The organism is Chitinophaga pinensis (genome assembly GCF_007896845.1).
GTDB classification, from domain to species: domain Bacteria; phylum Bacteroidota; class Bacteroidia; order Chitinophagales; family Chitinophagaceae; genus Chitinophaga; species Chitinophaga pinensis_C.
Genome location: NZ_VOHS01000002.1, coordinates 131,018 through 155,024, shown reverse-complemented (window position 1 = coordinate 155,024; position 24,007 = coordinate 131,018). Strand labels below are relative to the sequence as shown.

The window sequence follows — 24,007 nt, the reverse complement described above, 5'->3', positions numbered from 1 at the left end:
GTCTATGGAGAACCCTTCATAGACGATCGGCTTGAATACAGATGAAGCAACTTCCTAATATCCTGACGCTCGGCAACCTGTTTTGTGGTGCTCTTGCCGTGATTTACATTCTGCATTCTCCTGAATACAGAGCGGAATTCAACGGGGGAGAGTATCTGGTTACCAACCCTGCACCTATGTACTGGGCCTCTGCCATGGTAGTACTGGCGGCCTTATTTGATTTTACCGACGGACTGGCAGCCAGATGGCTCAAACTGCAATCGCCTTTTGGCCGTGAACTGGATTCACTGGCTGATATGGTCAGTTTCGGATTGGTACCGGGCATGATGCTGTTCCGCCTGTTGAGAAGTGCATACATGAGTATGCCTGATGTATTTGATGTATCTTATGTGAATCTGGCGCCGGCACTACTGGTACCTTGTTTCGCAGCGTACAGACTGGCTAAATTCAATCTGGATACCCGTCAGTCAGAGAACTTTATTGGTATACCAACACCCGCTGTAGGTTTGCTGGTAGCCTCTTTCCCGATGATCATCATGTACAATCCGTTCAATCTGGCGCATTGGCTACAGAACATATGGGTGTTATATATCATTATCGCCCTGCTGTGTTACCTCATGGTAGCAGAAATTCCAATGCTCAGTCTGAAATTTAAGAGTTTGCAGATCAAGCCTAACTGGGCCCGTTTCCTGCTGGTTGTGCTGTCATTGATCGGCATTCCGTTTCTGCAGTTTGCGACTGTTCCGTTCGTTTTTGTGTGTTATGTGTTGCTGTCACTGGTAGCAAAACCTGTGACCGGAAGCGCCGCTAAGTAGTGGTTTTTTGCGATTTATGTCTTAGGTTTGCGTCAAATTTTTCAAAACATGACGTTTACTGCACATATAAATGTGATGCCGCTGAAAGAATTACTGGACCCTCAGGGCAAAGCTGTAATGAGTGGTTTAAAGAATCTCGGCATCAGTAATGTACATGACGTGAGAATTGGCAAACACATCACCCTTCAGATAGAAGCTGCTACTAAAGAAGAAGCACAACAACTGGCGGAAAATGCCTGTCAGAAACTGTTGGCTAACCAGGTGATGGAATCTTTTGAAGTCAGCATCCACTAATAAAACAGCAATTACGAATTACGAATGTCGAATTACGAATGAGCTTATAGCATCTATCATCATCGCTGCATTTCATTCGTAATTCGTAATTTGTAATTCGTACTTGTATGAAGTTATATCTTGTTCCTTCTCCCATAGGCAATCTGGCCGATATTACTTACCGCGCAGTAAAAGTGTTGGAAGACGCTGCACTGATATTGGCGGAAGATACCCGCACCTCGGGATTCTTATTGAAACATTACAATATCAATAAGCCGATCACTCCCTACCACCAGCATAATGAACATAAGGTACTCCAGCATCTCCTGCAGCAATTACAGGCTGGTAAAACGATGGCACTGATCACAGACGCCGGTACACCGGGCGTATCTGATCCGGGCTTCCTGCTGGTACGTGAGTGTATCCGCACAGGTATACCGGTGGAATGTCTGCCGGGAGCAACTGCGTTTGTACCCGCATTGGTCAACAGCGGTATTCCGATGAACCGTTTCTCCTTTGAAGGGTTCCCTCCACTAAAAAAAGGACGGCATACTTTGTTCACACAGCTGGCTACGGATGAGCGTACACTGGTATTTTATGAATCGCCTATGCGTTTGGTAAGAACACTCGCCGATCTGATCACTTATTTTGGTCCGGAACGCCAGTGTTGTGTAAGCCGGGAGCTGACCAAAATGTTTGAAGAAAATAAAAGAGGTACTTTACAGGAGGTACATGATTATTTCGCTGAAAAAGGGGTGAAAGGAGAAATCGTGCTGATCGTAGAAGGGAAATCATAAACCATTAAACAACTCAATTAACATAAACAGAATTCAGGATGACGCAAACGACAGTAACAAAATGTCTGCTGGCTTGCCTGCTTATCGCGGGTTGGCAAGGTGCGAAAGCCCAGTCAGACCGCTGGCAGCAGAGAGTAAAATATGCAATGGACATCAATATGGATGTTGCGGCTAACCGCTTCAGTGGCAAGCAAAAACTGCAATACACCAATAACTCGCCTGATACGCTTTACAAAGTATTCTATCACCTGTACTGGAATGCATTTCAGCCGGGTAGTATGATGGACGTGCGCAGCCGCGAACTTGGACAAACTGTATTATACAGAGATAAGAACGGTAATGAAAGACGTGACTGGGATGGACGTGTCACTGATCGTATTTCTAAACTGCAACCTGACCAGATCGGGTATCAGAAAATACTCTCCCTGAAAAGAGATGGTGCCACGCAGACATATAACGTGATCGGAACCATTCTGGAAGTACCTCTGGCTAAGCCAATTCTGCCACATGCTACTGCTACGTTCGATATGGAATTCGAAGCACAGGTGCCTGTTCAGATCCGCCGCAGCGGCCGTAATAACTCCGAAGGAGTAGACTATTCCATGGCACAGTGGTACCCTAAAATGTGTGAATACGATTATGAAGGATGGCATCCTACTCCTTACATTGCACGTGAATTCTACGGCATATGGGGGGATTATGATGTGAAGATCTCTATCGATAAAAAATATGTTGTTGCAGCTACCGGTTACCTGCAGAATCCTAACCAGATCGGTTATGGTTATGAAATGGCGGGTAGCAAAGTATTACGTCCGGCGGGTAATAAACTGACCTGGCATTTCTCTGCACAGAACGTACACGATTTTGTATGGGCAGCAGATCCTGATTACAAGCATATCACACAGCAGGTGGATGGTTTCACGGCTCACTTCTTCTACATAGAGAATGAGACAACAAAAGAAACCTGGCCGACCTTCGCTAAAATGATTCCGACTGCTTACAAATACATCAAAGAACATTACGGTCCTTATCCTTATAAAAGCTATTCATTTATACAAGGTGGCGACGGCGGTATGGAATATCCAATGGCTACGCTGATCATGGGTAATGGTAAGCTGGAAGGACTGTATGGTCTGGCTGCACATGAGTGGATGCACACCTGGTATCAGGGTATGCTGGGCACCAATGAAAGCCTGTATCCATGGATGGATGAAGGTTTCACCACCTTCGCAGAAAATAATGTTGTATATCACACACTGGATTCAACAAAATCACCTTCCGCACAGACAAGCGCCTATAATGGTTACTTCGCACTGGTGAGAAGTGGTTATGAAGAGCCCATGAGCACACACTCTGATCACTATAATACCAACTATGGCTATAGTCTGACTGCTTACTCAAAAGGTGCTGTATTCCTGGAGCAACTGGGTTATATCATCGGTGCGGAAGCACGCGATAAAGGGCTGTTGAAATACTATTGGGAATGGCGTTTTAAACATCCGAATGTGAATGATTTCATTCGTATCATGGAGAAAGAAAGTGGTCTTCAGCTGGATTGGTACAAACAGTACTTTGTATACAGTACAAAACACATTGATTACAGCATCGATAGCGTGTTTGAAAACAATGGTAAAACAGTTGTGAGATTGCGTCGTGTAGATAACATGCCGATGCCAATCGATCTGCTGATCACAGGTAAAGATGGCAAACAGGTGATGCACTATGTTCCGATGTCGCTGATGTTTGGTGCGAAACCAAATGAAGATGCAGCAGTACAACGCGTAGTACATGATTACTGGCCATGGACAAACAGAACATACGATGTGGAAATTGATATGCCGATGAGTGAGATCAAAAAGGCGGAGATCGATCCGAGTGAACGTATGGCTGATCTGAACAGAAGTAATAATGAGTTTGAGCAATAGTGATTGCTGATGATAAAATTGAAACGCTGCTTCGCAATGTGAAGCAGCGTTTTTTTATATAAGAAAAATGAGGGCATTAACCTGCTGACTCCTGCCGGATGACCTCAGATGAGAAAATAGTAAACATAATAGCATATGAAGTATCGTAAGTTAAAAATTGTGTTTAGCGATGGTTATTCACTTAAGAGGCCCAGGAGTTTATCTGGCGTAAAGGCTAAAAGGGCAATTATTTTTGAGCGCTAGTTATAAGAGACATGCAGAGGGATTGGCTTTTCTGTATGGTAGTGACGAAAGAAGACGATGTGTATAATGAATTCGACTATTGGAATGCTGGCGGACAGAAACAATAAAGAAAATTAAAAAAGATAAAGGCGGCTCTTTGCAGTGCCGCCTTTATCATGGAAACAAATGAACAATAGTCTATCTATCAAAAAAAACGAGCTTGTTATTCTAAGACATCGCAATCAAAGCCCTTATCCTTCACAAAACTGATCACTTCATCTTCCTGGACTTTCATTTCTGTGATACGTAATACCTTATCACAATCTTCGAGATCTACGTGACACTGACCTACTTCAAACCGGCTACGAATCGCTTCCAGAATAGTTTGCCGGTCTTCCTTCGTCGCGATATTGGTTTTGAATATACCTATCATGTCAAACGGTATTAGGTGGTTTATGGCTATGCTATGCATTACAGATTGGTTTCGGTTTTAGACTCCTGTTTTTCATCATCGAATGGGCTTTGTCCCCAACGAGGACCTACGGTGCATCTACGCAGCTTTTCACGCAGTTTCTCTCTTTCTTCTTCTGACATATGCTGCATCTTCTCCATCATACGTGCACGCCATTTTTGTTTGGCTCTTGCTCCCCATGGTGCTCCGCCGCTACCATGCCAGCCGAAGATCAGTTTACCCAGCAGACAAAGGCCCAGTGCCTGCCAGAAGGTGATGACAGGACCATGAAACAGTTCCGGAATGAGCCAGTTCCACAGATATTGTACAGAAAAACCGACTGCACAACAAAATATGAAGGCCATCAGGATAAACTTGAATACATGTGCAATCTTGGATACATTGGGTGCACGTCTCATATATAATATTTTTAATCTTGTAAAAGGTCTTTATACAGTTCCGCCAGCCGTTCCCGGAGGAAAAGCACTGCATATCTTTTTCTGGATAATAAGGTGTTGACGGACACACCTGTTTCAGCAGACATCTCCTTAAAGGACTTGCCTTCAATTTCATGTTGCAGAAACACAAAACGTTGCTCTTCCGGTAATTCATCGACAGCTTCCATAATAGACTCTGCTATTACTTTACGGGTCATGGGCGCATCACTCAGCGCACCCGGGTCAGCTATCACTTCTGAAAGGAATAAGGTTTCTTCACCATCATTTTCACGGGTATGCTCACTGAAAGTGGATTCACGTTTTTTACGGAACCAGTCGGTGATCTTATTCCGGGTAACCGTAAAAAGCCAGGCAGTGATAGAATCTATCTGACTACCCACACGTGAATATTCTGTAAACTGGTAAAATACATCCTGCAGGATATCTTCTGCATCAGCCACATTGTTGACCCGTTTCCGGATAAAATGAAGCAAGCGTTTGCGCTCCTGTCGCACCGTTTCCTGGATGCGCTCGTTTTGTTCTGCAGCCATAGCCAGAGGCGTTTTTTTAAGGAGCAATTCTTTCATCTTAATAAGGGAGACGAAAAAACAGTATCGATATTTTACAGTTTTCTAAGTTTTTATAAGATTTTTGGCGCTATTTCAGTATGTAGGTTGATTATCAGTTATTTATTTACCACAACAATATGCTTTTCCTGGAAAAATTCTTCCGGGAATAATTTATAGATGTTGGTAAGGTGGGGACGAACACCACTTTCTGAGATTTCTTCAGTCAGATCACCGCCTTTGAGACATATTAGTCCGGGTTGCTGCTCATGCGCAGGGGCTTTTTTCAGTACCGGCTTGCTCCAGTGCCATAAATCTTTCAGGGGGGCTACTGCACGGGATACAACCAGATCAAACTTACGGTCCTTGATATCTTCTACACGGGAGTGCTTGTAGGTTACATTTTTCAATCCCAGTGCTTCAGATACACCTTCCACTACTTTGATCTTTTTACCAATGGAGTCTACCAGATGGAATTGTACTTCCGGGAAAAAGATCGCCAGAGGAATACCCGGAAAGCCACCACCTGTGCCAAGGTCAAGTATCTGCATACCGTTAGGGAAGTCTGCCACAGCGGCAATACTGAGGGAATGTAAAACATGTTTCTCGTACAATGAATCAATATCCTTACGGGATATTACATTGATTTTCTCATTCCATTCCTGATAAAGCCCGCTCAATGCCTCTAATTGCTGTATTTGTGTATCCGTAAAGTCTGAAAAGTATTTAAGTACGATCTCCATGATATATGCGCTGTAAATTGGTGCAAATGTAAAGAGCTTGCTGCAATAAAAAACGGCTGTCCTTTTTGAGACAGCCGCTGATATAAAATTTTTATAGATAACCTTACCATCTGTTCTTAGACTTGAACATCAGGGCCGGTGTCAGAAACAGGTAATAAACGAACATAAAGAAGTCCATAAACCAGCTGAATTTGAAGAGGTCGCCTTCATCCAGTTTACGCATGGCCATAAAGGAGATAACAGACTGCAACAGCAGTTTTCCTCCGAAAACGCTCAACGTGTAGATCCGCAATGGCTCGTAGAACAGACAGCCGATGAACAGCGGATAAAACAGGAAATGTGTCAGCGAGAACAATCCCAGCAGCACTTTGTGACTAAAGCGGTAGTGCTTGCCGGTAGACATATGCCTTGTTTTTTGCTGATACCATTTTCTCCAGGTGGTCTTTGGCTCAGAATAGGTAAATGCCTGTTTATCGATCACTACACTCACATTGTGACGGGTAGCAGCTGCGTTTACAAACAGGTCATCATCACCGGAAGCAATATGATGGTGGGCGGTAAACCCTTTATGACGGTTGAACAGTTCACGTTTATAAGCCAGATTACGGCCTACTCCCATGTATGTAATGCCGCTGAGGGCGAAGGATAGATATTGTAGTGCGCTGAAGTAAGTCTCATAACGGATCACTTTGTTCAGCAGTCCAGGTTTCTTCTCATACGGACTGTAACCAAGTACGATCTCTTTCCCATCGGTAAAACCCTGACTCATGAGTGACAGCCAATACGTACTGGACGGTTTGCAGTCCGCATCAGTCAGCAGTATGTTTTCGTGTTTGGCAGTCCGGATACCCATGGAGAGTGGGAATTTTTTGCCGGGAATGAACTTGGCGGCTTGTTTGATCTCTATATGGCGATAATGAGGATAACCGGGTTCGATAGAGCGAAGGTAATATTTGGTGTCATCTTCGGAATTGTCATTTACCACAATCACCTCGTAGGCTGGCTTCTTTTTACCGTGGTAGCGCTGTTGCAATACAGCCGGCAGGTTTTTCTGAAGATTCAGCTCTTCGTCTTTGGCGCAGATGATAACGGAGCACTCCGCGTCGGGATCGACTTCACTTTCGAAGGTACGGCGATAAAAAGCTACGCGGGAAAAGAAGATCAGGTAATACAATATTTGTATGGCTGCCACGGTAGCAAAAGCGTAAAAGGCTATTAAGCCCAAGTTATACAACATAGCATAGCAAATATATACGTTTTTGATTATCTGTATAGTCCTGTGGAAAAAAAGATTTTTAGGGCCCGACAGGGGCTTTTCCCCGATAGCCGTCTGATTGCGTGACAGCCTCCGATGCGGCGTTCTGCATAATTCCCCTTATTTTTGCCCCCTGAAAAACGGCTGGAACAGCCTCAAGCTTTCAGTATACCAAGATGATTTTTGAACTTACTACAACAGATAGCAACAGTAAAGCCCGGGCAGGGTTGATTACCACTGACCACGGGAAAATTGAAACGCCTATTTTCATGCCGGTAGGCACGGTAGGTAGCGTAAAAGCAGTGACGCAGGAGCAGTTGCGCGATGATGTAAAAGCGCAGATCATTCTGGGAAATACATATCACCTGTACCTTCGTCCGGGAATGGAGGTGTTGTCACAGGCCGGCGGACTGCACAAGTTCAACGGCTGGGAAAGACCTATGCTGACGGATAGTGGTGGTTATCAGGTGTTTTCGCTGGCTGCTAACCGTAAAATAAAGGAAGAAGGCTGCCTTTTCCAGTCCCATATTGATGGTTCCCGCCATCTGTTTACGCCGGAAAATGTAATGGATATCCAGCGTACCATTGGCGCCGATATCATTATGGCGTTTGATGAGTGCCCGCCATACCCTTCAGAGTACCGCTACGCCAAAAAGTCGATGGAACTGACCCATCGCTGGCTGGACCGTTGTATTAAACGTCTGGCAGAAACACAGCCGGTTTATGGCCATGAACAGACCTTATTCCCGATTGTGCAGGGTAGTACCTATAAAGATCTGCGTACTATTTCGGCTACCGAAATCGCTGCCCGCGAATGTGCCGGTAACGCTATTGGTGGATTGAGCGTAGGTGAGCCGGAACAGGATATGTACGAAATGTGTGGACTAGTATGTGATATTCTGCCAACGGAAAAACCACGCTACCTGATGGGCGTAGGTACCCCCTGGAACATACTGGAAAACATTGCCCTCGGTGTGGATATGTTTGACTGTGTAATGCCAACCCGTAACGGACGTAATGGAATGTTATTCACCTGGAACGGGGTGATCAATATAAAAAATAAGAAGTGGGCGACCGATTTCACACCAATTGATGAAAATAGTCCCTGCTTCGCCAGCAATCGCTACACCAAGGCTTATCTGAGGCATTTATTTGCTGCCGGTGAGATCCTGGGTATGCAGCTGGCAAGTATCCATAATATTGCTTTTTATCTGGAACTGGTACAAGAAGCCCGGAAACAGATCCTCGCAGGAAACTATGCCTCCTGGAAAAATAGTATGGTGCCGCAGTTGAAACAAAGACTTTAGATTTATATTATCTTGCCGTTATATGACAAAGATAGACTGGTATATCCTACGTAAGTTCATAGGTACCTTCATTTACTCCCTCATGATCCTGCTCGTCATTTCCGTGGTGATAGACGTGACGGAGAAGATCGATGACTTCATGAGCAACAACCTGTCTTTTTACACGATTGTGGTTGATTACTACTTCGGTTTCATCCCACATATCGCTGCATTGTTGTTTCCCCTGTTCATTTTCATTTCCGTGATCTTTTTCACTTCCAAAATGGCCTATCGTACAGAGATCGTTGCCATCTTGTGTAGTGGGGTAAGCTTCCGCCGCTTCCTGCGTCCATACTGGGTGGGCGCCTTCCTGTTTGGCGGCCTGCTGTGGCTGGGGAACCGCTGGACAGTACCCGTTGCCAATAAGATCAGGACCAAATTTGAAGCGGAATATGTTCATAAGAAGAAGGCACAGCTCAACATGTATGATAAAACCATCCGTGTAGACAGCTTTACCTATGTGACCTTTGGCTCTTATGACCCTAACTATAAAAGCGGCAGTAACTTCCTGTATGAAGATGTACGTGGTCAGAACATCAAATTCAAGATGAAGGCCGACAGGATCAGCTGGGACTCTGTCGCCGGTAAATGGAAACTGGATTATGTGACCATGCGCCGCATCAATGGTCTGAAGGAACATTGGTGGTCTAAAACGGATACTACCATCAAGATCCCGCTGAATCCGAAAGAGATGTATGAGGAGAAAAATATTCAGGAGGCGATGACAACTCCCGAACTGGATACCTATATTGCGAGAGAGGAACTGAAAGGAGCGGAAGGCTTAAATACATTCTACGTTGAAAAATACAGACGAACGGCTTCCTCCGGAGCAGTGGTGATCCTGACCCTGATCGGTGGGATTATTGCCTCCAAAAAAGTGAGAGGCGGTAGTGGTCTGCACCTTGCGGTAGGAATAGTGATCAGCGCCAGCTATATTATCTTCCTGCAGTTTTCCACGGTATTTTCTATTAAAGCAGACCTGAATCCCTTACTGGCAGTGTGGATTCCGAACTTCCTTTTCGGCGGATTAGCCTTCTGGCTATACCTGAGAGCGCCGAAATAGAAAATTTCACATTTCTTTAATTTATTGCGTAATCATTAATATTCACTTATTTGTATATTGGTAATCAGTTGTTTGAAAGTTATGAAGTTTATTGCTACCTGTAAAACTATGATTGTAAGCAGCTAAGTTTTCAACAAATCATTACTTTTGAGACTTGATCCGATTTTTGTTACATTACCTAATCAACAGTTTAAAATGGGGTATATAAAAGAAAAATTCAAGGTAAAGGCCGATGAGCTCAATGCGGAAGTAAAGGACCTCGTGAAGAACCATGGCGATATGAAGATAGAGGATGTTACACTGGCACAGGTTTACCAGGGGATGCGCGGCATCACTGGTCTGGTGACAGAAACATCATTACTGGACGCAAATGAAGGGATCCGTTTCCGCGGATATTCAATCCCTGAACTGCGTGAGAAAATGCCAAAAGTAAAAGGTGGCGCTGAGCCCTTACCAGAAGGATTATTTTACCTGATGTTGATAGGAGAGCTGCCTGAAGAGGCAGATGTGCAACACCTGTCTAACCAGTGGGCACGTCGCTCTCATGTACCTAATCATGTATTTGCCGCAATCGATGCACTGCCGGTTAGTGCACACCCGATGACAATGTTCACCGTAGGTGTAATGGCATTACAGACTGAATCTACTTTCGCAAAAGCTTACGCGGAAGGGATGAATAAAAAAGACTACTGGAGCTATATGTATGACGATTCAATGGACCTCATTGCACGTCTGCCACGTATAGCCGCTTATATCTACCGCCGCAAATACAAAAACAACGTTCACATTCAGCCAAACGGTCTGCTGGACTGGGCTGGTAACTTCGCTCACATGCTGGGTTATGAAGACGAAGGGTTCAAAGAACTGATGCGTCTTTATATGACTATCCATGCTGACCACGAAGGTGGTAACGTAAGTGCGCACACTACTCATCTGGTAGGTTCTGCACTGAGTGATGCTTACCTGTCTTTCGCAGCTGGTATGAATGGTCTGGCTGGTCCTCTACATGGTCTGGCTAATCAGGAGGTGATCAAGTGGATCCTTGAAATGCGTGAAGAACTGGGTGGTGGTTCTCCAACCAAGCAACAGATCGAAGATTATGTACGTAAGACCCTGTCTGAAGGTAAAGTAGTACCCGGTTATGGTCATGCCGTACTGCGTAAAACGGATCCCCGCTTCACCGCTCAGATGGAGTTTGCGAAGAAACATCTGGCTGACGATGAACTGGTGGAAATTGTATGGCTGGTGTATGAAACTGTACCACCGATCTTAGAAAGTCTGGGTAAGGTGAAAAATCCATGGCCTAACGTAGATGCACATTCCGGTGCATTACTCGTTCATTATGGTCTGGTGGAATATGAATTCTATACCGTATTATTTGGTGTATCACGTGCACTGGGTGTACTGGCTTCCCTGTGTTGGGACCGTGCCCTCGGATTCTCTCTGGAAAGACCGAAATCTGTTACAACCGAATGGATGAAACAGTTCGTTGCCGGTAAAGTAGAAGCTGAATAAGCGACATTTACCAATAAATTGCTGAAAGGTAAATAGCATATGCTATTTACCTTTTATTTTTGTAGCCTGCTTAAGAGAAACAGTTTGTGGATCGTAGACAATGGACTTTAGGAACGCCATATTATCCAACCCGATAGAATACCTGAAAGGAGTAGGACCGCAGCGGGGCGAATTGCTCCGCAAAGAGATCGGTGTACACACTTTCAGAGACCTGTTGTATTATTTCCCATTCCGATATGTGGACCGCACCAACGTGGAAAAGATTATCACGTTGCATATGCAGATGGATTACGTGCAAATCCGTGGAAAGATCACCCGTATGGAAGTGATTGGTGATAAACGCGCCAAAAGGTTAGTCGCTACCCTGCGGGATGAAACAGGGGAAATCTCCCTTGTCTGGTTTCAGGGCTGGCAATGGGTGGAGAAATCCCTGCAGACAAATGTAGCCTACCTCGTATTCGGAAAGATCGCCGTTTTTAATGGCTATCTCCAGATGTCTCATCCTGAAATGGATCTGGTGACGGAAGAAACAGCAACGGGAAAACAGTTCCTCGAGCCCGTGTACTATACTACTGAAAAGCTGAAAGCCCGCGGACTGACAGCAAAAGCGATCGGTAAGCTGACAAAAAACCTGCTCGAACAATTATCCCCGGGAGAAATCCCTGAAAATATTCCCACATCTATCCTGCAGCAATACAGGTTGATGGACAGGGCAAAAGCACATTTTAAGATCCATCTGCCGCTCAATGAAGAAGATGCCAATCTGGCCCGCCGGAGGCTGAAATTTGAAGAGCTGTTTATTGCCCAGATCAGGATCTGCCGCCTGAAAATCAGACGGCAGCAGTCCTCCCGTGGTTTTGTGTTTAACACCGTGGGAGATGCTTTTAATATCTTCTACAACGAATACCTGCCATTCTCGCTGACCGGTGCCCAGAAAAGGGTGTTGAAAGAGATCCGGCAGGATACCGCTACCGGTCGTCAGATGAACCGGCTGATTCAGGGAGATGTAGGGAGCGGGAAGACCATGGTCGCCCTGCTGACGATGTTGCTGGCTGTCGATAATGGTTTTCAGGCCTGTCTGATGGCTCCTACAGAAATTTTGTCTCAGCAGCATTATAAAAGCATTTCCGAACTACTGGCGCAGATGCCGGTCAAAGTAGCCCTGTTAACCGGTAATGTAAAAGGGAAAGCACGTAAACAGATCCTGAAGGCAGTAGAGGAAGGAGAAATCCACATCCTGATAGGGACACATGCCCTGCTGGAACCACAGGTGGTGTTCAAAAACCTCGGGATGGCCATTGTAGATGAGCAACATCGTTTTGGTGTGGCACAGCGCGCCCGGCTGTGGCAAAAAAACACGATGCCACCCCACATACTTGTCATGACAGCTACCCCGATTCCCCGCACACTGGCTATGACCGTGTATGGTGATCTGGATGTCTCTGTCATCGATGAACTGCCACCTGGTCGTAAACCGATCACCACCGTGCACCGTACGGAATTCCAACGACCGCAGGTGATGGATTTTATAAAAGAAGAAATACGCAAAGGACGACAGGCATATATCGTGTATCCGTTGATTGAAGATTCAGAGACGCTTGATTATGAGAACCTGATGAAAGGGTATGAAGAAGTGAAAGCCTTTTTCCCTGAGCCTCAGTACTATATCAGCATGGTACACGGCAGACAGCCCGTGGATATGAAGGAAACCAACATGCAGCGGTTCGTAAAAGGAGATACACAGATCATGGTCGCTACCACCGTGATCGAGGTGGGCGTGAATGTGCCGAATGCCTCAGTGATGGTAATCGAAAGTACCGAGCGCTTCGGACTGTCCCAGCTCCACCAGTTACGCGGACGTGTGGGCAGGGGGGCAGAGCAGTCATTTTGTATCCTGATGACCGGCAATAAGGTCGGTGCTGACTCAAAAGAGCGGATACAGGTGATGGTACAGACAAACGATGGTTTTGTGATATCCGAAAAAGACATGGAACTGAGAGGCCCCGGAGATATCGAAGGTACCCGCCAGAGCGGTCTGATTGACCTGAAACTGGCCGATATTGTAGAAGATCGCCCCATTCTGGAAGCCGCCCGCGCCAGCGCAGAGAAATTATTGCAGGAAGACCCGGACCTGTCAATGCCTGAAAATCAATCCTTACAGCAGTTTCTTGTGGCACAACAAGGAAAATCTCAGTGGAGTAAAATTTCCTGAGCCACTTTTACGTTTATTATTCAAATGCGCCCCGGTTAATTAGTATATAGACTTCTTTTAAACTCCGGCACGTTTCCGCCATCTATATTAATGCCGGTGTTTTTGGGGATGATACTACAAAGATGAACTGCAAACTGCATTGCAAAGTGAATTGGCGCTGTTATTGCGGTAACAAATGTACCGTCGTCTGCGTTATTACGTATTATAATAGTGATAAAGAACTAGGAATAAACATTTTAAATCTACTCCGTTGAATTTTACTTTCCCTATAGGCTGCTTAGCTTTCCTTTTTTCGCTTTTTACAGGCGTGACGGCTAGTGCACAGGCGCAGGTACAGGAATTTTACGATAATAAACCGCTTCAGTTCACAGAAAATAAAGGACAGTGGAATGGTGATTTCCTTTATAAGACTGATATGGGCGGAGGCGCTGCTTTCCTGAAGCGCACTGGTTTTACATTTCTGCTGCAGGATAAACAGCAGCGTTATGCACTCGCCGAAAAAATGCATGGTCATTCCCATGGCGATACGACCTGGCAACATGACCCGGCGCCGCGGAATGACAACGCGCGTACTACAGCCGCTGCCAGCAGCACTGAGAACTCCGGTAGTGAGAATGTTGACGTGCCCGTTCCCACCGTGCGTGGACATGCTTATGAAGTGACATTTCTGAATGCAGGTAATCCTGAAATTTCTGCGGAAAAAGCCTCCGAAACTTATTTCAATTACTTTATCGGTAATGATCCTACAAAATGGCAGTCCAATGTCAGGTCTTATCAGCTGGTAAATTATAAAGGCTTGTATCCCGGTATTGATATGCAGGTCTATTCAGAATCTTCCGTATTGAAATATGATCTGATTGTGCAGCCAGGCGCTGATCCTTCCCTGATACAACTACAATACACCGGTGCAGATAAACTGGAAATCAAAAAAGAACAACTGATCATTACAACTTCAGTAGGTACTGTTACAGAACAGATGCCTTTTGCATATCAGTATATTGATAATCAGCGTGTATCCGTGAAAGTGTCTTATGTGCTGAATGGTCAGAAACTGCGTTTTAAAGTATCCGGTAAGTATGATGAGAATTATCCTCTGATCATCGATCCTTCTTATATCTTCTCTACCGTATCCGGTTCAACTGCTGACAACTGGGGCTTTACCGCTACCTATGATGGTGCAGGTAATTTCTACGGTGGTGGTATCGTGTTCAATGTCGGTTATCCGGTTACGCCGGGAGCTGTACAGAGCACTTATGCCAACGGCGGATTTGACATCGGTATCAGTAAGTTCTCCTCCAACGGACGTAATCTGATTTATGCTACCTATATCGGTGGTGGTGGTAAAGAACAGCCTCATAGTCTGTTTGTAGATCCTGCAGGTAACCTCGTGATTTCCGGAAGGACGAATTCAGGTAACTATCCGGGACCTAATGGCGGACAACCTACACTGGTAGGTTCGCGTGGGGGATGGGATATTGCTGTCACAAAACTGAATGCAACAGGTACCGGTATTATCGGTTCTATGATTGTTGCCAGTCCGGGAGATGATGGTATGAATATACGCGAAGACAGAACTCTGGGCGCTTCTGTATTGTTGCGCAACTATGGAGATGATGCCCGTAGTGAAGTGGTGATAGATGGTGATGGAAATATTTACGTTGCCAGTTGTACGCGTTCTGACAGATTCCCTGTGACAGCTGGTGTTTTTCAGGCAACTTTTGGTGGTATACAGGATGGTGTATTGCTGAAGATAGATCAGAACTGTGCGAACCTCTTATGGGCAAGTTATATCGGAGGTAGCAGAGAAGATGCCGCTTATGTGCTCGCACTGAACGGAACGAATACCGTATATGTGGCAGGTGGTACGGCAAGTAACAACTTCCCGATAAGAGGTAATCCTTTGTATGGGACTTATCGTGGTGGTATTTGTGATGGTTTTATTGCGCATGTCAGCGGTGATGGAACTACATTGCTGCAGAGCACTTACCTCGGCGCCAATACTGTTGCTGCAGATCAGGTATATGGTATTCAGCTTGACTCACGCGGTTTTGTTTACGTGATGGGTACAACTGAAGGTACATGGCCTATTGTACAACCAGCAGGTACTGCAACATTTTATAATAACGATTCAAGACAATTTATAGCAAAGCTGCAACCTAATCTTTCCGCTTTCGTATACTCTACGACGTTCGGTAAAGCAGCTTCGACACCAAGTATTTCTCCGGTGGCGTTCCTCGTAGACCGTTGCGAAAATGTGTATGTATCCGGATGGGGTGGCGGTATTGATATACAGCTGCATTATCCGAACTCAAATACAGGCGGACTGCCATTGAAAAATCCATTACAGCGTACAACAGATACACAGGATTTTTACTTCTTCGTATTACAGCGTGATGCAACAGACATTCTGTTTGGTAGCTACTTCGGAGGTAATGGTACCTACGAACACGTAGATGGTGGTACCAGCCGTTTCGACCGCAATGGTGTGATTTATCAGGGAATCTGCGCATGGTGCCCTACTTCTGAGTCAGGTTTCAGACCGCGTTATCCGACTACACCGGGCGCATATGCAACTACTGCACCACCAAATTGTAACCTTGGAGCACTTAAGATCGCTTTTAATCTGGATGGTGTAAAAGCAGGTATCAAAACACTGGAGAGAAGAACAAACTATTGCGTACCAGCTACCATTGAGTTCATCGATACAACTGGTACACCAGCGCAGACATGGACATGGAATTTTGGTGACGGTTCCGCTCCGGTAGTAGGTACCGCCGATACAACACGTCACACTTATAATGATCCCGGCAACTATAGGGTTACACTGATCAAATGTGATCCTGCCAGCTGTAACGGATGTGATACTGCTGTTCTGGATCTACGGATCCGTACAGACCGTGCGAACTTTGACATGGATGCTGTACGTCAGCCGCCATGTGAAGCGCTGAGCTATCAGTTTACCTTCACCTCAACGCCGCTCCCGGCAAGACCATTTACATCGACTTCTTTTGAACTGAACTTTGGAGATGGTACACCAACCGTAAAAGTAGGTCCGGATGACTTCCCGTATCTGCACCGGTATCAGGCAGAAGGTGTGTATAATGCCACACTGACATTGGTAGATACCAACTATTGTAACTCACCGGAAATAGACACTGTACCATTACGCGTGGCTGCGAATGTAAGCGCATCTTTCATAGCGCCTGACAGCACCTGCGTACCAGCCACTATCGAGTTCCAGAATACTACTCGCGGAGGTGAAACATTCAGCTGGACTTTCGGTGACGGTGGTACATCTACTGATATCAATCCGGTGCATACGTACAATACACCGGGTGTGTATACAGTAACTATGCAGGCGGTGGATAACAACACCTGTAACAGAACAGATGATACCTCGATGGTGATCACTGTATTTGCTCCGCCAACAGCAGACTTTACCTATTCACCAACAACGCCGACAGAGAATACGCCAACTACTTTCAATAACCAGTCTTCTCCGGACGCCATCAGCTTCCTTTGGGAATTTGGAGACGGTGATGGTTCAACAGCAGTAAATCCTGTATACCAATACAACAGGACCGGTGTATATGATGTATATCTTATATCCACAAACAGCGCGGGTTGTTCGGATACAGCCCACAAGCAGGTGAGTGCTATCGTAATACCGTTGTTTGATATTCCATCAGCATTCTCGCCAAACAGAGATGGAGTTAATGATGTTTTCTTGGTAAAAGGGTTTGGTATCTCCAGGTTTAATATGAAGATCTATAACCGCTGGGGACAGATGGTATTTGAAACAAATGACGCTTTAATAGGATGGGACGGAACATTCAAAGGATCGCTTCAACCTATGGACGCCTATGCATTTGTGATCAACGTAGAGTTTAGTGATGGTACTTCAGCCACAAAGAATGGAAGCGTAACCTTGTTAAGATGATGATATGAAGCATATTTTAAAACATATCGCCGGTTGTTTGATGTTGTTAGCCGCAGCATTGGAGAGTCATGCACAGGATCTGCACTTTTCGCAGTACTTCAACTCTCCGCTTACTACCAACCCTGCCAATACGGGATTCATTCCGGACGGAAACTACCGTCTTGGTGTGAACTACCGTAACCAGTGGTCCAGTATCCCGGTGCCTTATAAAACAATGTCGGCCTTTGGCGACTTTCAGCTATTCCGCGACAGACTGGAATACGGTTGGTTAGGTGTAGGAGGGGTGATATTGAGAGACGTGGCCGGTAGTGGTAACCTGACCTCTACCAAAGTATATGGTTCCATTGCGTATCACCAGTTGCTCGGACAGAGCAGTCTGTTATCGCTTGGTTTCAATGTAGGATCCGCCAGTAAAAGGGTAGATGTCTCCAAACTGACCTTCGGTGATCAGTGGAATGGTAAGTTCTTTGACGCACAGGTACCTACTGCAGAGCCTTTCAGCCAGACCAGCATTGGCTACTTTGATATGCAGGTGGGTATGAACTACGCTTATTTCCCGACAGATAACATTTACATCAATGCCGGATTTTCTGCACAACATGTGAATACTCCAAGAGAATCCTTCTATGAGGGTAACAACCAGATTCCCCGTCGTTATATAGGGTTCCTGAACGCCAGTATAAAGATGAGTGATATGGTGATCCTGAATCCTTCTGCTTATTATGGCAGACAGGCAGGTGCAACAGAAACGGTATTTGGTGGTAATCTGGCTTATAATCTTTCCGGTGATGGTGAGAGCCAGCTGTATGGAGGCGCGTATTATCGTATGAAAGACGCGGCCGTATTTCTGGTAGGATATGAGCTGAAAAGTGTAAAGATCATGTTCAGCTACGATGCTACCACATCCTCACTGGCCCAGTTCAATGGTCGCCGTGGCGCTTATGAGATAGGTATTGTGTACACCGGACTTTATCCAAACCGTAGCTTCTCAGGAGGCCGCAGATCGGTTATTTGTCCTTCGTTTAAATAAACTGCCCCTGACCCGTTTTACAGGAAATAATTTTATAGAGAACTTAGAAGGCCCTAAAGCTGTTAAAGAGGAAGAGACACAATTAATGTGTCGTTCTTCCTGACTGATCAGCAGTCCGGTCCGGACAATATAGAGAACAGCAGATTTTTTGATTGATGATAAAACCATTTAAAAGGAGCAGTACTATGAAACGTTTACTGTTATGTATTTTACTGTTATCAGCCGCTCAACTGACGCAGGCGCAGTATTATAAAACAGACACCACAAGGAAGAAAAGTTTTGACGCATCCCGTTTGATTATCGGAGGTTCTCTGGGCTTATCATTCGGAGATTATACCAATATTAACGTGTCGCCCCTGATAGGATACCGTATGTCACAGTTGTTTGCGGCTGGTCTGGCGATTAACGCACAATATGGATCTGAGCGTTTCCGTGATTACTATGGTAATACAGGTCAGCGCAATCAATACAGCATATTTGGTGGCGGCTTATGGGGCCGTGTATATCCGCTGGATTTTATCTTTGTGCATGTTCAGCCGGAATATAACTACGTAAGCCTGAAAAGCACCTATTACGACACCGATCCGAAAACAACCGTAAAAGACAGTTATGGTGTACCCAGCCTGTTAATGGGTGGTGGTTACTCACAACCATTGGGTGAACGGGCTTCTTTCAGCATAATGGCTTTATACGACGTATTGCAGGACAGCAGATCGCCCTATCAGAATGGACTGATTCTGCGCGTAGGCGCATCCTTAGGACTGTAAAAAGATCAGGGATCGTCATGCTGTCAGTATTGATGCAACTAATATATTGAATAATTATTAATGTCTTATAAAAGGAGGTGCTTTCTTCACAGAAGCACCTCTTTTTTTGAACTATTATCGTTGTCTGCTAATATTATCTTCGAAACATCTATTAATCAGCATTCCGAATTCCTGATTCGTAATTATCTTGTTAGGAATTCCGAAAGATTATCTGTATTTTAAGTTAAAATTGGCCCTCTCCCCAATCAAGGGGCCAGTGAGAGAAACTAAACCACGTTATATGAAAACACTGTACTGTGTACACGACTGCTATTGCAGGCAACAATTATTACATCACTAAACTTGGAAGGGAACAAAAGCATTGACGTTATGCGTTATGGCCAGCTATGGATAAAAATTATGTGGTATGTCAAACAACGGCAACTACATGTTCATAACGTGTTAAATGTTAAGCGGGTTTCTTTCAAGTTACCTGCTTCTTTTTAAACTAACCATTGGATACCCTTTTGCTGCAAGGTTTTGACCGTTGCCTATATTGCTATTGCTCCAATTGATATCTCTTCTGCCCTTTTCGCTGTCATGAATCCCGGTATACAGACCGTATAAAGATGCGGTATCACCACTACGGATCAGCACAGAAATTGACTGCATTAACGCTTATTATGACAATAACTTATAGGGTAACCCGGCGTGTTACCAGTGAGTTTTTCAGTATTTTAGCCCAATTATTGAACAAACAACTCTCAGTAATGAACGATCGTTTAATGCATTTGAAAGAGAGAGACTGGACAGAAACAAAAGCACATTCCAGCTGGCAGATATTCAAGATCATGGCCGAATTCGTGGATGGCTTTGAGTCTCTCGCAAAAATTGGCCCCTGCATCTCTATATTCGGATCCGCACGTACAAAAGCAGGTAGCAGATATTACGAACTGGCACACGATATTGCCAAACGTCTGGCTGAAGAAGGCTTCGGTATTATCACCGGCGGTGGCCCCGGCGTTATGGAAGCTGCCAATAAAGGTGCGCAGGAAGCCAAAGGGAAATCTGTAGGTGTAAATATTACACTGCCCCATGAGCAATACCCCAATCCATACATTGACCACGATAAGAATATGCACTTTGACTATTTCTTTGTCCGCAAGGTCATGTTTACCAAATATTCCCAGGGATTTATAATGATGCCGGGTGGTTTTGGGACCATGGATGAATTCTTTGAAGTAGCTACACTCATTCAGACAAAAAAAATGACCGATACACCAATGGTGCTGGTAGGTCGTGAATACTGGAGTGGGTTGCTGGATTGGATCCGCAGTACTATGATGGAAAAGGAAAGTAATATCTATCCGGAAGATCTCGGACTGCTGAAACTCTTTGATACTGCGGATGAAGTGGTGGAATACTTCAGGGTATTCTATACCACCAATAAGCTGCGTCCCAACTTCTAAGGATTTATTGACATATTTTTGCAAAAATTATACAACATGGATATAATTCCTGCTGCTGTAGAAACGTTTGCAGAAAGATATACAAGCCCTGAAACAGATCTGCTCAGGCGTCTGAACCGGGAAACGTACCTGAAGGTAGACCAGCCACATATGCTGAGTGGTCACCTTCAGGGACAGTTCCTGAGCCTGGTCAGCCATATGCTGCGGCCGCAACGTATACTGGAGTTAGGCACATATACCGGTTATTCGGCCATCTGCCTCGCACAGGGACTGAAGGAAGGAGGGATCCTGCATACTATCGACATCAATGAGGAAAGAGAAGATATGTGCCTCCGCTATTTTGAAGAAGCCGGATTGTCAGAAAAAATCAAAATGCACATCGGGAAGGCTGCTGATATAATAAATGGATTGGATGAAGTGTTCGACCTGGTATTCATAGATGCCGATAAAGCTGGTTACGAGCGCTACTATGATCAGGTATGGGATAAAATACGCCCCGGGGGATTTATACTTGCTGATAATGTGCTCTTTCACGGAGAGACACTCGTAGAACCATCAAAACAAAGTAATAACGCTAAAGCAATGATCAGTTTCTGCGAAAAAGTAGCGGCTGACGGAAGGGCGGAACAGTTATTGCTCACGCTCAGAGACGGTCTGCTGATCATAAGGAAGATAGGCTGACCTTACCAGACTAACCACACCCATTAAATTCACCATAATGCAACTAAGGAGAACCGTTTTAGTGTGCAGCTTTTTGTTGGGCTGCATGTCATTGTTGAAGGCACAAACCCAGACAACGCAACAATATATTGCGAAGTTCAAGGATATTGCCATCGATGAGATGCAACGCAGCGGCGTACCTGCGTCTATCAAGCTGGCGCAGGGGATCCTCGAAACACAGTCAGGTAACGGCTGGCTGGTACAGAACTCCAATAATCACTTCGGTATCAAATGTAAAAATAACTGGACCGGCGAAAGTGTGCGATATGACGACGATGCCCGTCAGGAATGTTTTCGTAAATACAACTCCGCCGCCGATTCTTATAAAGACCATTCGGACTTTCTGAGAAATAATCCCCGTTATGCATTCCTTTTCCAGTTTCAGGAAGAAGATTACAAATCATGGGCATATGGTCTTAAACAGGCCGGATATGCTACCAGCACAACCTATCCACAACAGCTGATCAAACTCATTGAAGATTATAATCTCCAGCAATATACTCTCGACGGGGAAGGGGTGACCAAAGCAGGTACCAGCGGCGCCAAAACAGGAGAAGAAATGGTAGGTTATAAACCTGTTAAACCAACAACGCCTGTTGCTTCTGCTACTAAACCTTCCGGCGTTTCAGCTGTTAATGCCCCTAAAGGTATATTCCAGATCAATGATCGTAAAGTGATCGTAGTACCGGCTGGTACTTCATTGATTCAGGTAGCCAATGACCGTGATATCAAACTCAGAAATCTGGTACATTACAATGATCTTGAGAATGATAATCCGCTGAAGAAAGACAGTTACATCTTCTTACAGAAGAAAGCTAAATCCGGAAAGAATGATTATCATACCGTTGCTCCCGGAGAAACAATGTATGACATCGCACAGGCAGAAGGTATACAGCTTCGCTGGTTACGCCGCCGCAATAAGATGAAGGAAGGACAGGAGCCGGAAGCTGGTGAAAGACTCGCATTGTCAGGCTATGCTAATAAAGCACCTAAACTGGGTAAAAACCCGCCTCCCGAAGATCCTACTATAGGTGATCTGGATCCCGGAAAGATCATGGATGATGTCAAAGCAGAGATTGAAAGAGAACGTCAGGAAGAAATGGCCATGCAAAAGGCAGATGAAGAACGCCGCCAGCAACAGGCTGCTGCGCAGGGAGGTCTTCCTGCAGGTATGATGGATGATCTCAAAAAGATCGGAGATGTGAAACCTAACGGCACGCCGGCACAGGGTACACCTGCTGCATCAAAACCAGCTACCACACAACCTGTCGCTACACAGCCATCTGCACCGGCGCAGACAAAACCTGCTCAGACAACACCCGCTGCTACGCCACCTTCCCAGACAACGCCTTCCCAGACAACGCCTGCGGCATCACAACCTGTTTACTCGTCAAGACCAGAAAATACAACACCCTCTAATACGGAGCCTGCTCCACCTGTACAGACAACACCGGCAACGACACCTGCCAGTACGACGCCTGCACAGCCAGTCAATACTTCCCGTCCGGCAAATACACCACCGGCAGAAGAACCAGCCAGTCCTGCAGGAACAAAACCTGCGGCACCTGCTTCAACAGCCCCGGCACAACCAGTTACTACACAACCAGCTGCAACACCGTCAGAATCAAAAGGACCGATCAGGGAAGGGAACTCGTTGTACCATGAAGTGCAGACAAAAGAAACGCTCTACGGTATCGCCAAACGTTATGGTATAACAGTAGAACAGCTGCAACAATGGAATCACCTTGAATCATTTGATATTAAAATAGGACAACGACTGCTAGTCGGCAAAATCTAAAACAATCGTAAATCGGAATCGCATGTCAGTTATACAGGTACATGATAAACAGTTTGAACCTTACATCAGCGCTGAACAATTACAACAGCGGATTAAGGAATTAGCTACAGCGCTGAACAATGATCTGAAAGGTGAAAAACCTTTGTTCATTGCCATTCTTAATGGCTCCTTCATGTTTGCCGCTGATATGTTCAAATACCTCACTATTGATGCAGAAATATCTTTCATAAAACTGGCTTCCTACAAAGGCATGAAGTCAACTGGTAACGTGGTGCAGGCCATCGGTCTCGATGAAGACCTGTATGGACGTACTGTAGTGATCCTCGAAGATATCGTGGATACCGGTAAAACACTGAGCCAGTTCCTGCCACAACTGGAACACCAACAGCCTAAAAAACTGATGGTCGCGGCATTGCTGACAAAACCGGAAGCCATGGTGCATCCTATTAAGATCGATTATCTCGGATTCTCCGTACCGAATAAATTCCTGTTGGGTTATGGACTGGATTATGATGGTCTGGGAAGAAATCTGCCGGAGATCTACAAATTAGTAGAAACCACTAACCAGTGATCAGGCACCTGAGTATTGGAAGCCTTTGCGAATATCGCATGGCAATAACCAATGTTAAATAAGCTTATCAGAACGGGTGTTTCAGATCCTGAAACACCCGTTCCTGTTTAATA

At 45.2% G+C, this 24,007-nt stretch carries 20 protein-coding genes; 15 read left to right on the top strand and 5 right to left on the bottom strand.

All coding sequences use genetic code 11. From position 1 onward, the window contains the following. The first annotated feature begins 41 nt into the window (after positions 1–41). The 4 genes from FEF09_RS02580 to FEF09_RS02565 all read left to right on the top strand — a co-directional run bounded on the left by FEF09_RS02580 (position 42) and on the right by FEF09_RS02565 (position 3,810). A complete protein-coding gene (locus tag FEF09_RS02580; RefSeq protein WP_146303537.1) occupies positions 42–815 on the top strand; it encodes a CDP-alcohol phosphatidyltransferase family protein in 774 nt (257 codons plus the stop codon). Between the two features lie 48 nt (positions 816–863). After that, positions 864–1,109, top strand: a complete 246-nt coding sequence (purS, locus tag FEF09_RS02575) for a phosphoribosylformylglycinamidine synthase subunit PurS (RefSeq protein WP_146303536.1) — start codon at positions 864–866, stop codon at positions 1,107–1,109. A 107-nt stretch (positions 1,110–1,216) separates the two neighbouring features. Beyond that, the gene (rsmI, locus tag FEF09_RS02570; RefSeq protein ID WP_146303535.1) at positions 1,217–1,885 is read left to right on the top strand and encodes a 16S rRNA (cytidine(1402)-2'-O)-methyltransferase; all 669 of its coding nucleotides are present in this window, start codon (positions 1,217–1,219) and stop codon (positions 1,883–1,885) included. A 38-nt stretch (positions 1,886–1,923) separates the two neighbouring features. Next, the gene (locus FEF09_RS02565) at positions 1,924–3,810 is read left to right on the top strand and encodes a M1 family metallopeptidase (protein ID WP_146303534.1); all 1,887 of its coding nucleotides are present in this window, start codon (positions 1,924–1,926) and stop codon (positions 3,808–3,810) included. Positions 3,811–4,255: 445 nt separating this feature from the next. Here the strand turns inward: FEF09_RS02565 and FEF09_RS02560 are convergent, their stop codons facing one another. From FEF09_RS02560 to FEF09_RS02540, 5 genes are all read right to left on the bottom strand, one after another. Further along, positions 4,256–4,465, bottom strand: coding sequence for a hypothetical protein (locus tag FEF09_RS02560; protein ID WP_146303533.1), 210 nt, complete (start codon positions 4,463–4,465; stop codon positions 4,256–4,258). A gap of 38 nt (positions 4,466–4,503) precedes the next feature. After that, the gene (locus tag FEF09_RS02555) at positions 4,504–4,902 is read right to left on the bottom strand and encodes a hypothetical protein (RefSeq protein ID WP_012794486.1); all 399 of its coding nucleotides are present in this window, start codon (positions 4,900–4,902) and stop codon (positions 4,504–4,506) included. Between the two features lie 11 nt (positions 4,903–4,913). Beyond that, positions 4,914–5,471 (bottom strand): RNA polymerase sigma factor, encoded by a 558-nt coding sequence (locus FEF09_RS02550; RefSeq protein ID WP_146303532.1) that lies wholly within the window; start codon positions 5,469–5,471, stop codon positions 4,914–4,916. Positions 5,472–5,605: 134 nt separating this feature from the next. Then, entirely contained in the window at positions 5,606–6,229 is a 624-nt protein-coding gene (rsmG, locus tag FEF09_RS02545) for a 16S rRNA (guanine(527)-N(7))-methyltransferase RsmG (protein ID WP_146303531.1), read from the bottom strand. Between the two features lie 103 nt (positions 6,230–6,332). Further along, the gene (locus tag FEF09_RS02540; RefSeq protein WP_261387299.1) at positions 6,333–7,466 is read right to left on the bottom strand and encodes a glycosyltransferase; all 1,134 of its coding nucleotides are present in this window, start codon (positions 7,464–7,466) and stop codon (positions 6,333–6,335) included. A gap of 194 nt (positions 7,467–7,660) precedes the next feature. Here FEF09_RS02540 and tgt point away from each other — a divergent pair, with 194 nt between their 5' ends. The 11 genes from tgt to hpt all read left to right on the top strand — a co-directional run bounded on the left by tgt (position 7,661) and on the right by hpt (position 23,894). Then, positions 7,661–8,791 (top strand): tRNA guanosine(34) transglycosylase Tgt, encoded by a 1,131-nt coding sequence (gene tgt / locus FEF09_RS02535; protein WP_146303529.1) that lies wholly within the window; start codon positions 7,661–7,663, stop codon positions 8,789–8,791. A 22-nt stretch (positions 8,792–8,813) separates the two neighbouring features. Beyond that, on the top strand, positions 8,814–9,893 hold the full coding sequence (locus FEF09_RS02530) for an LptF/LptG family permease (protein WP_146303528.1): 1,080 nt from the start codon (positions 8,814–8,816) through the stop codon (positions 9,891–9,893). A 147-nt stretch (positions 9,894–10,040) separates the two neighbouring features. Beyond that, positions 10,041–11,408, top strand: coding sequence for a citrate (Si)-synthase, eukaryotic (locus FEF09_RS02525; protein WP_261387298.1), 1,368 nt, complete (start codon positions 10,041–10,043; stop codon positions 11,406–11,408). 100 nt (positions 11,409–11,508) lie between these two features. Beyond that, positions 11,509–13,620, top strand: coding sequence for an ATP-dependent DNA helicase RecG (gene recG / locus FEF09_RS02520; RefSeq protein ID WP_146303527.1), 2,112 nt, complete (start codon positions 11,509–11,511; stop codon positions 13,618–13,620). Between the two features lie 307 nt (positions 13,621–13,927). Beyond that, entirely contained in the window at positions 13,928–17,560 is a 3,633-nt protein-coding gene (locus FEF09_RS02515; protein WP_222596910.1) for a PKD domain-containing protein, read from the top strand. A 4-nt stretch (positions 17,561–17,564) separates the two neighbouring features. Continuing rightward, the gene (locus tag FEF09_RS02510; protein ID WP_146303525.1) at positions 17,565–18,590 is read left to right on the top strand and encodes a PorP/SprF family type IX secretion system membrane protein; all 1,026 of its coding nucleotides are present in this window, start codon (positions 17,565–17,567) and stop codon (positions 18,588–18,590) included. A gap of 185 nt (positions 18,591–18,775) precedes the next feature. Continuing rightward, positions 18,776–19,357 (top strand): hypothetical protein, encoded by a 582-nt coding sequence (locus FEF09_RS02505; RefSeq protein ID WP_146303524.1) that lies wholly within the window; start codon positions 18,776–18,778, stop codon positions 19,355–19,357. A 749-nt stretch (positions 19,358–20,106) separates the two neighbouring features. Next, positions 20,107–20,805, top strand: coding sequence for a TIGR00730 family Rossman fold protein (locus FEF09_RS02500; RefSeq protein ID WP_222838171.1), 699 nt, complete (start codon positions 20,107–20,109; stop codon positions 20,803–20,805). Between the two features lie 36 nt (positions 20,806–20,841). After that, positions 20,842–21,486, top strand: a complete 645-nt coding sequence (locus tag FEF09_RS02495; RefSeq protein WP_146303523.1) for an O-methyltransferase — start codon at positions 20,842–20,844, stop codon at positions 21,484–21,486. 85 nt (positions 21,487–21,571) lie between these two features. Further along, a complete protein-coding gene (locus tag FEF09_RS02490) occupies positions 21,572–23,323 on the top strand; it encodes a glucosaminidase domain-containing protein (RefSeq protein ID WP_186774168.1) in 1,752 nt (583 codons plus the stop codon). 22 nt (positions 23,324–23,345) lie between these two features. Then, a complete protein-coding gene (gene hpt, locus FEF09_RS02485) occupies positions 23,346–23,894 on the top strand; it encodes a hypoxanthine phosphoribosyltransferase (RefSeq protein ID WP_146303521.1) in 549 nt (182 codons plus the stop codon). The last annotated feature ends 113 nt before the right edge of the window (positions 23,895–24,007 follow it).

What these genes read in the sequence shown, in the direction of transcription:
- purS (WP_146303536.1), top strand. Translation starts at nt 864, where the DNA reads ATGACGTTTACTGCACATATAAATGTGATGCCGCTGAAAGAATTACTG.
- FEF09_RS02510 (WP_146303525.1), top strand. Translation starts at nt 17,565, where the DNA reads ATGAAGCATATTTTAAAACATATCGCCGGTTGTTTGATGTTGTTAGCC.
- FEF09_RS02550 (WP_146303532.1), bottom strand. Translation starts at nt 5,471, where the DNA reads ATGGCTGCAGAACAAAACGAGCGCATCCAGGAAACGGTGCGACAGGAG.
- FEF09_RS02565 (WP_146303534.1), top strand. Translation starts at nt 1,924, where the DNA reads ATGACGCAAACGACAGTAACAAAATGTCTGCTGGCTTGCCTGCTTATC.
- recG (WP_146303527.1), top strand. Translation starts at nt 11,509, where the DNA reads ATGGACTTTAGGAACGCCATATTATCCAACCCGATAGAATACCTGAAA.
- hpt (WP_146303521.1), top strand. Translation starts at nt 23,346, where the DNA reads ATGTCAGTTATACAGGTACATGATAAACAGTTTGAACCTTACATCAGC.
- FEF09_RS02490 (WP_186774168.1), top strand. Translation starts at nt 21,572, where the DNA reads ATGTCATTGTTGAAGGCACAAACCCAGACAACGCAACAATATATTGCG.
- FEF09_RS02495 (WP_146303523.1), top strand. Translation starts at nt 20,842, where the DNA reads ATGGATATAATTCCTGCTGCTGTAGAAACGTTTGCAGAAAGATATACA.
- tgt (WP_146303529.1), top strand. Translation starts at nt 7,661, where the DNA reads ATGATTTTTGAACTTACTACAACAGATAGCAACAGTAAAGCCCGGGCA.
- FEF09_RS02540 (WP_261387299.1), bottom strand. Translation starts at nt 7,466, where the DNA reads ATGTTGTATAACTTGGGCTTAATAGCCTTTTACGCTTTTGCTACCGTG.
- rsmG (WP_146303531.1), bottom strand. Translation starts at nt 6,229, where the DNA reads ATGGAGATCGTACTTAAATACTTTTCAGACTTTACGGATACACAAATA.
- FEF09_RS02560 (WP_146303533.1), bottom strand. Translation starts at nt 4,465, where the DNA reads ATGATAGGTATATTCAAAACCAATATCGCGACGAAGGAAGACCGGCAA.
- FEF09_RS02555 (WP_012794486.1), bottom strand. Translation starts at nt 4,902, where the DNA reads ATGAGACGTGCACCCAATGTATCCAAGATTGCACATGTATTCAAGTTT.
- FEF09_RS02580 (WP_146303537.1), top strand. Translation starts at nt 42, where the DNA reads ATGAAGCAACTTCCTAATATCCTGACGCTCGGCAACCTGTTTTGTGGT.
- rsmI (WP_146303535.1), top strand. Translation starts at nt 1,217, where the DNA reads ATGAAGTTATATCTTGTTCCTTCTCCCATAGGCAATCTGGCCGATATT.
- FEF09_RS02505 (WP_146303524.1), top strand. Translation starts at nt 18,776, where the DNA reads ATGAAACGTTTACTGTTATGTATTTTACTGTTATCAGCCGCTCAACTG.
- FEF09_RS02530 (WP_146303528.1), top strand. Translation starts at nt 8,814, where the DNA reads ATGACAAAGATAGACTGGTATATCCTACGTAAGTTCATAGGTACCTTC.
- FEF09_RS02500 (WP_222838171.1), top strand. Translation starts at nt 20,107, where the DNA reads ATGAACGATCGTTTAATGCATTTGAAAGAGAGAGACTGGACAGAAACA.